A 12,992-nucleotide genomic window follows, 5' to 3' on the forward strand; every position below is an offset into this window, starting at 1 on the left:
ATGGACGCTCACCCGGCTCATCAATTCTTGAAGGAAAAATCATGAAATTCAAATGGCGTGAAATGGGCGCGGGCTTGATCGTGCCTGTCATTTTGATTGTAATCTGGCAATTTGTCACCAGCATGGGCTGGGTCAATGCGCAGGTACTGCCTTCGCCTGTGGCGGTGGTCAAGAAGTGGATAGAGTATGCGTCACCGTATGAAGCACGTGATGTGGCCACCACCAGTTGGCTGGCCTGGGCTTTTTCTGGCGAACTGATACGCGATACCATGGGCAGCATGTATCGGGTGGTAGTCGGATTTGTAGTCGGTGCAGGTCTGGCCTTGCCCCTGGGATTGGCCATGGGATCCAGTCAGCGTGCCTATGCATGGATGAATCCGCTGCTGCAGGTATTGCGCCCGATTCCCCCCATCGCTTATATTCCTCTTTCCATCTTGTGGTTTGGTCTGGGTAATCCGCCGGCAATCTTCCTGATCGCCATCGGTGCTTTCTTCCCGGTACTGATGAATACCATCGCCGGTGTGCGTCATGTTGACGGCATCTATATCAGAGCTGCGCGTAATCTGGGTGCCAGCCAGTCCACCATGTTCCTGCGTGTGATGTTGCCCGCAGCCGTGCCTTACATTCTGTCTGGCGTCAGGATAGGTATAGGTACTGCTTTCATCGTCGTGATCGTATCGGAAATGATCGCTGTGAATAATGGCCTGGGCTTCCGTATTCTGGAAGCGCGTGAATATTTCTGGTCAGACAAAATTATCGCCGGCATGTTCAGCATAGGTTTGCTGGGGCTGGCAATCGATCTGGCGATGAACAAACTGAACAATTATTTGCTGCGCTGGCACCGTGGACTGGAGAACTGAGATGAGCAATACCCATATCAAAATTCAAGGCGTGAATAAAATTTTTAAAACCGCCGACAAGGAAGTCGTGGCTTTGCGGGATATCAACCTGGAGATACCGGAAGGCCAGTTTGTATGCCTGCTTGGCCCTTCCGGCTGCGGCAAATCGACCTTGTTGAACGCCATTGCCGGCTTTTCCCTGCCTACTTCCGGCAGCATTAACGCCAATGACATGATAGTCAAAGCCCCTGGCCCCGATCGTGGCATGGTGTTTCAGGAATATGCACTGTTCCCCTGGATGACGGTGGAACAGAATATTGCCTTTGGCCTTGAAATCAAGGGCATGGGCAAGGCAGAAATCCAGCAGCGTGTCGCCAGTTTATTGGGCATGCTGGGTTTAAGTGACTTCAAGGCACGCTTCCCCAAGGACTTGTCTGGTGGTATGCGACAAAGGGTGGCCATCGCCCGCGTGCTGGCACTGGATTCGCCCATCATGCTGATGGACGAGCCCTTCGGTGCGCTGGACGCATTGACACGTCGCAATCTGCAGGATGAATTGCTGCGTATCTGGTCCGAACTGAAAAAGACCATCATCTTTGTGACGCACAGTATAGAAGAAGCCATTTATCTGGCCGACCGGATTGTCGTCATGACTTACCGGCCAGGTACGGTGAAAAAGGATTTACTGATAGAGCTGCCACGTCTGCGCGATCCTTCCGACCCCGCCTTCAACACACTCAAGCGGGAATTGGGACAACTGGTCATGGAAGAGCAGCAAAGGCATCATAATGATGAATTGAAGATGGCAGCGGTAGATTAGTCTGATCCGGTTAGCGCGAGGTCGGATGACCGGCCTCGCGCAAGTTCTTATAATAGAGGATGTAGAATGATTGTCTGTCTTCCTTGCAGAACCACCTCCTTTTCAATACATCAAGATTGACAGACATGGCGACTGAGCCTTGCGTGGATGAATAAGTGCACGTGACATCCAGCTATCCAAACAGCATGAGTACTCACCAGCGCCGTCTGGTGATGCTTGGTATCGCGTTCATGGCAGTCTTGCTGGTGGTGGTCAGCTATTTATATGCAGCCAGGGCTGCCAAGGAAAACATACAGCTTGCCGGAGACCGACAGTTGCAGATCATCGCGCTGGATATCGAATCGGTGCTCGAACGTTACGAGACCCTGCCTTTTGCCATCTCTTATCTGCCACTGACCACCCAGGCTCTGCTGAATAGCAAGGATAAAGTGCTTATCCAGACCCTGAACCAAAACCTGCAAGAGCTGGCAGAACAGGCCAAGGTGGCAGCCATCTACCTGATGGATGTGAAGGGCAATACGATTGCCGCCAGCAACTGGGCCAGCAGTCAAAGTTACATGGGGCAGAATTTTGGCTTCCGGCCTTACTTTTCCGAGGCGATAGGGGCTGCCAGACCGGGGCATTTTTATGCAATAGGCAATACCACCAGTATTCCAGGCTATTTCATTTCACAGCCCGTTTATCCACCCGGTAGCAAGCGTGGTAGCTTGCCACCTCTGGGTGTGATAGCCGTCAAGATCAGCCTGGATGAATTTGAACAAGCCTGGCACAGCAGCGAAGAGCCAATTGCACTCAGCGATAGCCAGGGCGTGGTGTTTTTGAGTAACCGGCAAGCATGGAAGTATCATAGTCTCAAACCTTTGACGAATACGGTGCAGCAAAACCTGAAAGATACCCTGCAATATGGCGGTAAAAGCATTGCACCGGTAGCGCAACTGCCGTTGATTGAGCAAAAAGGTTTTGATGATTATCTGTTGCGTCCGATAGGGCGACTGCAATGGCAGTTGATGCTGTTTCCGGACCAGGGCAAGGTATTGCGTGCAGGTTTGCAGACAGCATTGCTGGTGACTTTAATACTGGTCATCGTACTGGCTTTTGCGGCTTTTTACGATCAGCGCCAGCGTCGCCTGGAAGAAGGGCGTCTGGCTCAACGGGCATTGAAGCAGGCAGCCGATGAACTGGAACTGCACATCGCCCAGCGCACCCGGCAACTGACGCAGGCTAATGAAGAACTGGAAGCCAAGTACCGCAAGCTGAAGCAGACCGAGAATTTGCTGCGCTCCACCCAGAATGAAATGGTGCAGGCTGGCAAGCTGGCCATGCTGGGACAAATGGCGACCGGCATCACGCATGAACTGAACCAGCCGCTGACTGCCATACGGGCTTTTGCCGACAATGCCATTACTTTCATGAACCGTGGCAGGCATGAACAGGCGCAGGCCAATCTGGAACATATCAGTCATGCCAGTGAGCGCATGGGCAGTATCATTGCGCAGTTAAAAGGCTTTGCCAGAAAAAGCCCGAATGCGATTGCTGTGGTCGATGTGCCGCTGGCCATCAAGTCGGCTGTGTCCTTGCTGCAAAGTGAAATAGAGCGGCGCGGCGTTCATTTGCAGATACTGGCCGGACAGCCAGCTACGGTGCTGGGTGATACCGTCAGGATAGAACAGGTGCTGATCAACCTGATACGCAATGCTCTCGATGCGGTGGAAGCCAGTCAGGTCAGGGACGTGCAGGTGCGGCTGGAAAGTGACCAGCAGATGGTCAGGATTGTCATCAGCGACAGCGGCACGGGCATTCCGCAACATGTGGCAGAACATTTATTTGAACCCTTTTTTACCACCAAGGAAGTGGGACAGGGTCTGGGACTGGGGCTGGCTATTTCTTCATCCATCGTGCAGGCCATGAATGGCAGCCTGAGTGCAGGTAACCGTGAACAGGGTGGGGCGGAGTTTATCGTCTGTATTCCTGTTTATCTGTCATCCTGAGCGATATGAATTCGCTGCGCTCCACCTGTTTCAAACCACTTCATTTGTCCAAGGAAAAAACGCCATGACAGGCTTGCTGGCTATATTAATAGAGGATGAACAGGCAGTGCGCCTGGCAACCACACAGACGCTGGAGCTCGGTGGTTTCGAAGTGACTGCCTGCGCCAGTGCCGAACTGGCTGATCAATACCTGAAAGCAGACTTTGCCGGCATCATCGTCACCGATGTGCGCCTGCCGGGAAAATCTGGTCTGGATGTACTCGAAAAAGTCCGGGCCATCGACCATGAATTGCCGGTCATTATCATTACCGGCCATGGCGATGTCAGTATGGCGGTCGACGCGATGCGCCATGGTGCCTATGATTTCCTGGAAAAGCCGTTTGCCGCCGAACGCCTGCTGGATGCCTGCTTGCGGGCTCAGGAGAAACGTCGCCTGGTCATGGAAAACCGCAAGCTGAAATCATCCTGGCTCAGCCATGCCAGCACGCCCGACCTGATAGGTAAGAGCGCCCAGATGGAGCGGGTACGCAAGTTCATTCACAGCATAGGTCCGGCCCAGGTAGATGTGCTGATTAATGGTGCTACCGGTTCCGGCAAGGAAGTGGTGGCGCGGCAACTGCATCTGGCCAGTGGTCGCAAGGGCGAATTTGTCGCCATTAATTGCGGGGCTTTGCCTGAAGCTGTATTTGAAAGCGAAATCTTTGGCCATGAAGCCGGTGCTTTTACCAGTGCCCAGAAACGCCGCATAGGCAAACTGGAATATGCGCACGGGGGTACGGTATTTCTTGATGAAATTGAAAGTATGCCGCTGAACCTGCAAATCAAATTACTGCGTGTCTTGCAGGAGCGCAGCCTGGAAAGATTGGGTGGTAATCAATCGGTGGCACTGGATTGTCGCGTGATTGCTGCCAGCAAGACCGATTTGCTGAAGCTCAGTGCGCAAGGGCAATTCCGCGAAGACCTGTATTTCCGTCTGAGTGTCATCAGCATCAATCTGCCCAGGCTGAATGAGAGACGCGAAGATATTCCCTCGCTGCTGTCGTATTTTGTGCAAAGGGCAGCACAGCGCTACCAAAAACCGGTACCCGGCTGGTCACCAGCACAGATGCAGCACTGGATGCAGGCCGACTGGCAGGGGAATGTACGTGAATTGCGCAATTTTGCCGATCAACTGGTGCTGGGTGTAGCCGAATTTGCCGATCAGCGCTTTCATCTTGACAGTGGCCCGGATAGCACGGCCACCAGCCTGCCGGAAAGAATCGATGCCTATGAAGCCAGCCTGATACAGGCGGCATTGGAAAGCAGCGGCAACAATGTGGCAAGCGCTGCCGAGGCACTGGGTATCCCCAAAAAGACCCTGTATGACAAAATGAAAAAATATCAAAAAACCTTGTCTAATCTGACTCCAACCTGACGTCGGCAGAGTAAACAGCCAGGTGGATATCCTTGCCAGGTTTGCTCTTGCGCAGGAAATAACCATGCTTTCCTGTGCTTAATCCGACTTTTGGCAAGACATGGTGTAAACTTGTTCCATGCAAATCTATCTATCCTTTCTTGCTGCTGCCCTATATATACTGAGCATTTTGTTGCCGGGGCGTCTGCGCCTGCTGATCAGTACTGCAACGACACTGGGCTGGCTGGTGCATGGGGCGGCATTGTGGCTGACCATTTTTTCTGACCATGCGCTGCGGGTGGGGTTTGCCGTCATGCTGTCGGCGGCATTGTGGGTATCGGTATTTGTCTGCTGGCTGGAAAATCGCAACTTCTCACTGGAAGGCTTGCGCTTTCTGCTGATGCCGAATGCTGCCCTGATGGCCATATTGCCGGGATTTTTCCCCGGCAGCCTGATAGCCTTGAACGGTAAAACCACCATGTTCCCCTGGCATGTGATTGTGGCCATGCTGGCGTATAGCACGCTGACCATAGCCGCTTTCCATGCCGTCGTCATGACGATACAGGATAAGCATTTACATAAATTGCGTGGCATCAGGCAGCGTCAATGGTTGCAGACCTTGATAGAGCGTCTGCCGGCCCTGATGACCATGGAAAAAATCCTGTTCCGTTTCATCATTTTTGGTTTTGTACTGCTGACCCTGACGGTCTTGTCAGGTGTTATTTTTTCTGAACAGGTGCTGGGCGTGGCTTTCAAGTGGGATCACAAGACCCTCTTGTCTCTATTGTCCTGGCTGTTGTTTGCGATTTTGCTGGCGGGCCGTTTCTGGAAAGGCTGGCGTGGCAAGACCGTTCTCAGCTTCACCCTGTCAGGCTTCATTACTTTGCTGCTGGCGTATGTCGGTAGCCGCTTTGTGCTGGAAGTGTTGCTGCACAGGAGCCTCGCATGAATTTCCTGCTATGGGCGGTGCTGGCGGTTCTGGTGATACTGGCCCTGAAGAAGAAAGCCCGCTCGACGCTGGATCAGGCCCAGGCCAGGCAACACCCGCCGCCGGAACAGGCAGCCAGCAGGCCAGCCGCGAAAGCCGAAACCATGGTGTGCTGCGCGCATTGCCAGGTGTATCTGCCGGCATCCGAAGCCATATATGTTGGTGAGCAGATATATTGCTCACAGGCGCATGCCGACCATGCATGAAAGCGACGGTAGGCTGAACCATGCCTGACACCTATATCCCGGACGCTGAACCCAGCTACTCATTCTGGCGTTCATTGCAGACCCTGAACGGGTCGCGTATCGTGGTTGCTGCCAGCCTGCTGGCCTTGCTCAGCTTGCGCAGCGGCAGGGATATCTGGGTGGCCGAACATTTGCTGGTGCGCGATATCTGCCTGGCGTATTTCGGGGCATCGTTCGGCTTCGTCATTTTGAAGCTTTTGTACCGGCGTCGTTTCATGTGGCAGTTAACGCTACAGATGCTGGTCGATATCACGGTGATTTCCATCCTGTATTTTGCCAGTGGTGGCAGCAAAAGCGGCCTGGGTATTCTGTATCTGTTCCCGCTGGCAGGCGCTGCCATTCTCAGCCCCCTGGTATGGGCCTTCTTTTTTACCTCCATCGTCGTCTTGTTCCTGTTGTCAGAGAGCGTGTATCGCCTCCTGCAACTGGAAGTAGGTACTCCCCTGTCGCAGGCCGGTTTGTATGGCGCCACTTATTTTGCCGTGGTGTATGTCGTCAGTCGTTTGGCAAATAACGTGATACGCCAGGAACATCTGGCGACGCAACGCGGAAATGCCCTGGCCATACAGCAGGCCATCAACCAGTTGGTGATTGCCGATATGGGCGATGGCATCCTGGTACTGAATCAGTCGGGCTGCATGTTTGAAATCAACCCGGCGGCGGTGCGCATGCTGGGCGGTAACCTGACCAAGGAAATGGTCGGCGTAGAATTGGCCCATATTTCAGCCTTGCGTCCCATCGTCGAGATTTTAAGTTCCATGCAGAATCGCAATGTGCTGCAGGACCGCAAGAAAGATGAGGAAATTTCCTTTGTTTCCATTCGCTGCTATCTTGACGACGTGCGACCAGAAGCCAAGGTCGGGGTAACAGAAACCGAATTGTATGACCGTAGCGAGCGCCCGCATTTTATTACCCACCTGAAGCTGCGCTTTGTTGCCGTGAAGGGTGTTAACGTGGCTGGCATGCCCCGGCAGGTCGGAACTTATACCATCATTTTCATGCAGGATGTATCGGATATTGAAAACCAGGCCCAGCAACTGAAGCTGGCTTCCATGGGGCGTTTGACTGCCAGCATTGCCCATGAAGTGCGTAATCCATTGTCGTCAATCTCGTATGCAGCTTCGTTGCTGAATGAAGATCTGGATAATCTGGGGGCTGACAAGCCACAGGCGGCACGCCTGCTGAAAATCGTCGACGACAATGTATCGCGTCTGAACCAGTTGATTGAAGACATCCTGAAGCTGTCGCGCAAGGCCCAGCCCGATGTTGAACCTTATTATCTGGTTAACAGCATAAGAGTCATGGTGCAGGATTTTGCCGAAACCAAGGGCTTGGCTGCGGATTTGATTACCGTTGAAGATGAAAGAAACTTCCTGGTCAGTTTTGATCCCAGCCATTTGCGTGAAGTTGTTTTGAATTTATTATCGAATGCGATACGCTATGCCAGTGGACAGCCTGGCAGCATACGTTTATATGCGCATGTGAATGCCACCGGCAGGCAGGAGCTGCATATACAGGACGATGGCCCGGCCATTCCCTATGATGTCAGAGCCCATTTGTTCGAGCCTTTTTACACGACTTCACGCATGGGTACCGGGCTGGGGTTGTATATGGCAAGGGAGTTGTGCCTGAACAATCATGCATTACTGGATTATGAATACCGCGTTGAAGAGATGGACGATGGCAAGAACGAGCCCAGCGGGCGCTTTGTGATTAATTTCTCAGGATATAGTGCATGAGTATGAATGATGTTGCGAGTTGCCCCCGCATCCTGGTTGTGGATGATGAGGCGCATCTGCGTGAATTACTGGAAATTACGCTCATCAAAATGGGCCTGGATGTAGATAGCGCAGAAAACCTCGCCATCGCCCGGCAGCAACTGCTCAAACACAGTTATGCCCTGGTTCTGACTGACATGCGCCTGCCCGATGGATCGGGCATGGAACTGGTGCAGGAAGTCAGTACACTATATAAGAACACACCGATTGCCGTGATTACCGCTTTTGGCAGTGCCGACAACGCCGTGGTTGCGCTCAAGGCCGGGGCTTTTGACTATGTGTCGAAGCCGGTGGCGCTGGATCAGTTACGCAAACTGGTCAGATCTGCCCTGCAAACCAATGAAGTACAGAAAGAGCAGCAGGCAGCACCGGCAAAGCTGGCCAGTACTTTTAATTCTTTCCTCATCGGTCAGTCACAGGGCATGCAGGAAGTCCGCCTGCAGATCAGCCGCCTGGCACGCAGCATGGCTCCAGTCATCATTACCGGTGAATCGGGTAGTGGCAAGGAACTGGCTGCCAGAGAAATTCATACCATCAGCGCCCGCTCGGCCAAGCCCTTTGTTGCCGTGAACTGTGGTGCGATACCAGAAAATCTGATGGAAGCCGAGTTTTTCGGTTACCGCAAGGGGGCCTTCACCGGTGCTGCCGATGACCGCGACGGTTTCTTCCAAGCTGCCAACGGCGGTACCCTGATGCTGGATGAGGTGGCCGACCTGCCTTTGCCGATGCAGGTGAAGTTGTTGCGCGCCATACAGGAACGCCGCGTGCGCAAGGTTGGCGCCACCGTGGAAGAGGCAGTGGACGTGCGCATCATCAGCGCCACCCATCAGAATCTGGCGATATGTGTCGAAGAAGGACGTTTCCGTCAGGATCTGTATTACCGCCTGAATGTCATCGAGCTGCATTTGCCGCCTTTGCGCGAGCGACTGGAAGACATCGTTGAACTTTCCTCCAGCATTTTGAAGAAACTCACCGGCACAGACATCACTATGTCATCACCGGCGATTGATGCCCTGATCAGCTACGATTTTCCCGGTAATGTACGCGAGCTGGAAAACATACTTGAACGCGCCATCGCCTTTGCCAATGATGGCTGCATCGAGGTGGCCGACCTCGCACTGCGTGGTACCAGGAAACTGGCCGAGCCATTTTTGTTGCCCGTCTCAAACGTAGACGCTGTGGTTCACAGCCGTCCTGTGATGGATGCAGGTTTCCCGGCGGATGTATTTACTGCACCGGATTTACCCTGCTCACTACCTGAGTATCTGGAAAATGTGGAACGCGAAATGATCAGGCGCGCCTTGAGCCAGACCAAGAACAATCGCACCCAGGCAGCAGAATTGCTGGGCGTCAGTTTTCGGCAACTGCGCTACCAGATACAAAAATTGAAAATCCAGGAATAGAAAATCCTGGCACTGACCCGGCGCAGCTCTGCGCCTGTTCGCAGCCTTTGCATTGACAGGCGCGCTTACGGTTTTGCCACATTCAACCATATTCAACCACATTCCCCGCATGGATATCGCACGTTAGTGCCCACTTGCGTATCTGCGCCAGTCTTCTGCGCGTTTTTTGCCATGTCAATCACTTATCCTGCATTTGCGCAAAAAAATAATTCCATTATTTACATGTAAAGCGGTTGCATATGCACCGATGCGGCACTAGAATTAGGGCAAATAAAAATTAACGCACTATATGTAGTGGTTTGGCTGATTTTGTTTGTTTTCTTGCCCTGGTTCAATTTCCCTTCTTGATTTGCAATTGATTTAGTAATTGATATGAACAAAATAGTCGGATAGATGTGTCGGCTGTCCGGCCATGAACTGTAATGCGTAATACCCGTTTTAATCCATAAACCATCAGCGACCCTGCCAATTCCTGGCGTTGATGGGAAAAAATAACACTGCATCCGGAGGATCAATGCACTCTTCTATTGAAATATCCACTTTGTCCAAGCCAGATCTGGGATCGGTTTTGAATGCGACCACAGCACCTGCTGTCGCCAACCTGAACAGCTACAGCGAATATCGCATTATCCGCCGTAATGGTTCCGTGGTCGGCTTCGAACCGTCCAAAATCGCTATTGCCATGACCAAGGCTTTTCTGGCGGTCAACGGCGGACACGGTGCCGAATCCGCCAGGATCCGTGAACTGGTGGAACAGATGACGGCCAGTGTGGTCGCTGCGCTGTTGCGCAGGCAGCCAGCCGGCGGTACCTTCCATATAGAAGATGTGCAAGACCAGGTTGAACTGGCCCTGATGCGTTCCGGCGAACATGATGTCGCCCGTTCTTATGTGTTGTACCGTGCCAAGCGCATGGAAGAACGTCGTCGCGTGCATGATGTCCCTGGTCAGGCAGAATCTGCTGCGCCACAATTGAATGTCATCGTTGATGGTCAGCCGCGTCCACTGGATGTGGCAGAAGTGCGCAAGATGATTGCCGCTGCCTGCCTGGGTCTGGACAAACTGGCTGATCCGGATGCGATTCTGGCCGAGACTTTGAAGAATCTGTACGACGGTGTACCGGTAGAAGAACTGTATAAATCCGCCATCCTGGCTGCCCGCGCGCTGATGGAAAAAGAACCAGCCTACAGCCAGGTCACAGCGCGTCTGCTGTTGCATACAGTCCGTAAAGAAGTGTTCGGCAAGGAAGTGGCGCAACAGGATGCCGCAGAAGAATACGTAGAGTACTTCCCGAAATTCATCAAGAAAGGCATAGAAGCCGATCTGCTGGATGCCAAACTGGCGCAGTTTGATTTGAAAAAACTGGCGAATGCCCTGGTTGCTGACCGTGATCTGCAATTTGGTTATATCGGTCTGCAAACTTTGTATGACCGTTATTTCCTGCATATTCGTGGTACCCGCGTTGAAATGCCGCAGGCTTTCTACATGCGTGTGGCCATGGGCCTGTCCCTGAATGAAATTGATCGCGAAGCCCGCGCCATAGAATTTTACAATCTGCTGTCCAGTTTCGATTTCATGAGCTCGACACCGACCCTGTTCAATTCCGGTACCCAGCGTTCACAACTGTCTTCCTGCTATCTGACGACCGTGGCCGATGATCTGGATGGCATCTACGAAGCCATTAAAGAAAACGCACTGCTGGCAAAATATGCGGGTGGTCTGGGTAATGACTGGACACCGGTACGCTCACTCGGTGCGCATATCAAAGGCACCAATGGTAAATCCCAGGGTGTTGTTCCTTTCCTGAAAGTGGTCAACGACACAGCCGTGGCGGTGAACCAGGGTGGCAAACGCAAAGGTGCAGTCTGCGCCTACCTGGAAACCTGGCACATGGATATTGAGGAATTCCTCGACCTGCGCAAGAACACCGGCGATGACCGTCGTCGTACCCATGACATGAATACCTCGAACTGGATCCCTGATCTGTTCATGAAGCGTGTCATGGAAAAAGGTGACTGGACATTGTTCTCACCTTCCGACGTACCGGATCTGCACGACAAATATGGCAAAGCCTTCGAGCAGGCTTATGTCGCGTATGAAGCGAAAGCGGCCAGTGGCGAACTGACACTGTCGAAAAAAATCCCGGCACTGGACCTGTGGCGCAAGATGTTGTCCATGCTGTTTGAAACTGGGCATCCATGGATCACGTTCAAAGATCCTTGCAATATCCGTTCACCACAACAGCACGTCGGCGTTGTTCACAGCTCCAACCTGTGTACAGAAATTACCCTGAACACCAACGACAGCGAGATCGCCGTATGTAATCTGGGTTCGGTTAACATGCCTGCCCACATGAAAGATGGCAAGCTGGATCACGTTAAATTGAAAAAAACTGTAAGCACAGCCATGCGCATGCTGGATAACGTGATCGACATCAACTATTATGCAGTCAAGAAGGCACGTGATTCCAATCTGCGTCACCGTCCTGTTGGTCTGGGTATCATGGGTTTCCAGGATTGCCTGCACATGATGCGCATTCCTTATGCATCGATGGACGCCGTACAGTTTGCTGACACTTCCATGGAAGCCGTTTGCTATTACGCTTACCTGGCATCGACCGAGCTGGCAGAAGAGCGTGGCCGTTACAGTTCTTATCGTGGTTCGCTGTGGGACCGTGGCATCTTGCCGCAAGATTCCCTGAAGCTGCTGGCTGAAGAACGTGGCGGTTACCTGGAAGCCGATTTCTCGGAAAGCATGGACTGGACAGTGGTACGTGATCGCATCAAGCAATTTGGCATGCGCAATTCGAACTGCGTGGCAATTGCACCGACGGCGACCATTTCCAACATCATTGGTGTGTCTGCCTGTATCGAGCCGACTTACCAGAACCTGTATGTGAAATCGAATCTGTCTGGCGAATTTACAGAAATCAATGAACATCTGGTGCGCGATCTGAAAGACCGTGGCCTGTGGGATGAAGTCATGATTGCCGATCTTAAATACTTTGACGGCAGCCTGGCACGTATTGATCGTATCCCTGAAGACCTGCGCGCCCTGTATGCAACTGCATTTGAAGTCAGCCCATCCTGGCTGGTGGAAGCTGCTTCGCGTCGTCAAAAATGGATAGATCAGGCGCAGTCCCTGAACATCTATATGGCAGGCGCATCCGGCAAGAAACTGGATGAAACTTACAAGCTGGCATGGTTGCGTGGTTTGAAAACCACGTATTACCTGCGCACGATTGGTGCAACGCACACTGAAAAATCCACCAGCAAAACCGGTGCATTGAATGCGGTGTCGGTGGATGGCAATAGCGGTGGCTATGCTGCGGCACCAGCCAGCGTATCAGCGGCAGCGCAAGAGACCGATGGCCCAGCCTGCATGCTGCGTCCTGGTGATGCCGGCTTTGAAGAGTGCGAAGCCTGCCAGTAAGTGGTAAATGTGCAGCAAATAAATCGCCAGCAAGTGTCGGGGTGAGCTGCAAGATCTGAAGGTTGCGGGAAGAGGTGCAGGCCAGGCTTCTTCCCATGAAAATACAAG

Annotated in this window: 9 protein-coding genes; all 9 read left to right on the top strand. The window is 52.7% G+C overall.

The window, feature by feature from the left end; genetic code table 11:
- The first annotated feature begins 62 nt into the window (after positions 1-62).
- The 9 genes from H8L32_RS09800 (at position 63) to H8L32_RS09840 (ending at position 12,884) form a co-directional block, all read left to right on the top strand.
- Complete coding sequence (locus H8L32_RS09800; RefSeq protein ID WP_408058858.1) at positions 63-860, top strand: ABC transporter permease; 798 nt, start codon at positions 63-65, stop codon at positions 858-860.
- Between the two features lies 1 nt (position 861).
- Positions 862-1,659, top strand: coding sequence for an ABC transporter ATP-binding protein (locus H8L32_RS09805; RefSeq protein WP_186947010.1), 798 nt, complete (start codon positions 862-864; stop codon positions 1,657-1,659).
- Between the two features lie 185 nt (positions 1,660-1,844).
- Positions 1,845-3,647, top strand: coding sequence for an ATP-binding protein (locus H8L32_RS09810; protein ID WP_186947011.1), 1,803 nt, complete (start codon positions 1,845-1,847; stop codon positions 3,645-3,647).
- Between the two features lie 64 nt (positions 3,648-3,711).
- Complete coding sequence (locus H8L32_RS09815; protein WP_186947012.1) at positions 3,712-5,061, top strand: sigma-54-dependent transcriptional regulator; 1,350 nt, start codon at positions 3,712-3,714, stop codon at positions 5,059-5,061.
- Between the two features lie 118 nt (positions 5,062-5,179).
- Positions 5,180-5,989, top strand: a complete 810-nt coding sequence (locus H8L32_RS09820; RefSeq protein WP_186947013.1) for a cytochrome C assembly family protein — start codon at positions 5,180-5,182, stop codon at positions 5,987-5,989.
- The gene (locus H8L32_RS09825) at positions 5,986-6,234 is read left to right on the top strand and encodes a PP0621 family protein (RefSeq protein ID WP_186947014.1); all 249 of its coding nucleotides are present in this window, start codon (positions 5,986-5,988) and stop codon (positions 6,232-6,234) included. The genes H8L32_RS09820 and H8L32_RS09825 overlap by 4 nt, the downstream gene beginning before the upstream one ends.
- Before the next feature lie 20 nt (positions 6,235-6,254).
- Positions 6,255-8,012 (top strand): sensor histidine kinase, encoded by a 1,758-nt coding sequence (locus H8L32_RS09830; protein ID WP_186947015.1) that lies wholly within the window; start codon positions 6,255-6,257, stop codon positions 8,010-8,012.
- A complete protein-coding gene (locus H8L32_RS09835; RefSeq protein ID WP_329605171.1) occupies positions 8,009-9,454 on the top strand; it encodes a sigma-54-dependent transcriptional regulator in 1,446 nt (481 codons plus the stop codon). Before H8L32_RS09830 ends, H8L32_RS09835 begins: the two co-directional genes overlap by 4 nt.
- A gap of 514 nt (positions 9,455-9,968) precedes the next feature.
- Complete coding sequence (locus H8L32_RS09840; protein WP_186947016.1) at positions 9,969-12,884, top strand: ribonucleoside-diphosphate reductase subunit alpha; 2,916 nt, start codon at positions 9,969-9,971, stop codon at positions 12,882-12,884.
- The last annotated feature ends 108 nt before the right edge of the window (positions 12,885-12,992 follow it).

It is taken from the genome of Undibacterium hunanense, from assembly GCF_014284335.1.
Lineage (GTDB): Bacteria > Pseudomonadota > Gammaproteobacteria > Burkholderiales > Burkholderiaceae_D > Undibacterium > Undibacterium hunanense.

What these genes read in the sequence shown, in the direction of transcription:
- H8L32_RS09800 (WP_408058858.1), top strand. Translation starts at nt 63, where the DNA reads ATGGGCGCGGGCTTGATCGTGCCTGTCATTTTGATTGTAATCTGGCAA.
- H8L32_RS09805 (WP_186947010.1), top strand. Translation starts at nt 862, where the DNA reads ATGAGCAATACCCATATCAAAATTCAAGGCGTGAATAAAATTTTTAAA.
- H8L32_RS09810 (WP_186947011.1), top strand. Translation starts at nt 1,845, where the DNA reads ATGAGTACTCACCAGCGCCGTCTGGTGATGCTTGGTATCGCGTTCATG.
- H8L32_RS09815 (WP_186947012.1), top strand. Translation starts at nt 3,712, where the DNA reads ATGACAGGCTTGCTGGCTATATTAATAGAGGATGAACAGGCAGTGCGC.
- H8L32_RS09820 (WP_186947013.1), top strand. Translation starts at nt 5,180, where the DNA reads ATGCAAATCTATCTATCCTTTCTTGCTGCTGCCCTATATATACTGAGC.
- H8L32_RS09825 (WP_186947014.1), top strand. Translation starts at nt 5,986, where the DNA reads ATGAATTTCCTGCTATGGGCGGTGCTGGCGGTTCTGGTGATACTGGCC.
- H8L32_RS09830 (WP_186947015.1), top strand. Translation starts at nt 6,255, where the DNA reads ATGCCTGACACCTATATCCCGGACGCTGAACCCAGCTACTCATTCTGG.
- H8L32_RS09835 (WP_329605171.1), top strand. Translation starts at nt 8,009, where the DNA reads ATGAGTATGAATGATGTTGCGAGTTGCCCCCGCATCCTGGTTGTGGAT.
- H8L32_RS09840 (WP_186947016.1), top strand. Translation starts at nt 9,969, where the DNA reads ATGCACTCTTCTATTGAAATATCCACTTTGTCCAAGCCAGATCTGGGA.